We start from the raw sequence: 727 nt of genomic DNA, 5'->3' as shown, positions 1-727 counted from the left end.
GCGCTCGACTTCAACCGCCCGCCCGTCCTGACGGAAAACCGCGATAATTTCTGGGATCCGCTGCATTACCGGCAGTTCGTGGCCCACCGGATCATGACGGACATCGCCACCGCCACGCGGGGCGGGCGGGTGGACGATCCGGCGGTGGATATCCTGCACGCCCGGTAGGCCATTCCGCCTGCCGTCATGAACGCCGCCGCCCAAAGCCATGCGCTGCCATCGCGGAGCCTCCCCGGTGGCGGGGCTTGTGCCGGACGGGTCATCTGGTATGGAAAATGGACTACCGTGAACTGCCCACCCATTCGCAGGCCCGATGCAGGCGGATGACAGGGGCGGGGTGCATCATGTGCAGGGCGCCCGCGCCACCGGGCGGGCAGGGTCGCGGCACAGAGGTTGGAGAGGCTGGTGAATACGTCCGTCAATGGTGCGCCGCAATGGCAGCTACAGCCCGAGGCGAACCGGACCCTTGTCACGCTGTCAGGCAACTGGATTGCGCAGGAAGGACGTATTCCCGACTTTCCTGATTCCGCCCTCAAGGACATTCCGCATGGCGCGCCGGTGGAATTCAGCACCGGGCAACTGGGCAAATGGGATACATCGCTGATCAGCTTCCTGTGGGAACTCAAGCGCAGCGCGCGTGAGGCCCATCTTGACCTGCGCATCGACACCCTGCCCGAATCCGCGCACAAGCTGCTCGACCTGCTGCCCGAAAACCCGCCCACGCCCG

Annotated in this window: 1 pseudogene; it reads left to right on the top strand. The window is 65.5% G+C overall.

The annotated features are described in order from the left end of the window. Positions 1-405: 405 nt before the first annotated feature. Positions 406-727 (top strand): annotated as a pseudogene (locus JCM25156_RS26410) (ABC transporter permease); the annotation flags it as partial.

It is taken from the genome of Komagataeibacter kakiaceti JCM 25156, assembly GCF_000613305.1.
Note: the sequence above shows the minus strand (reverse complement) of the source record. Positions and strands in the feature narration are given on the sequence as shown.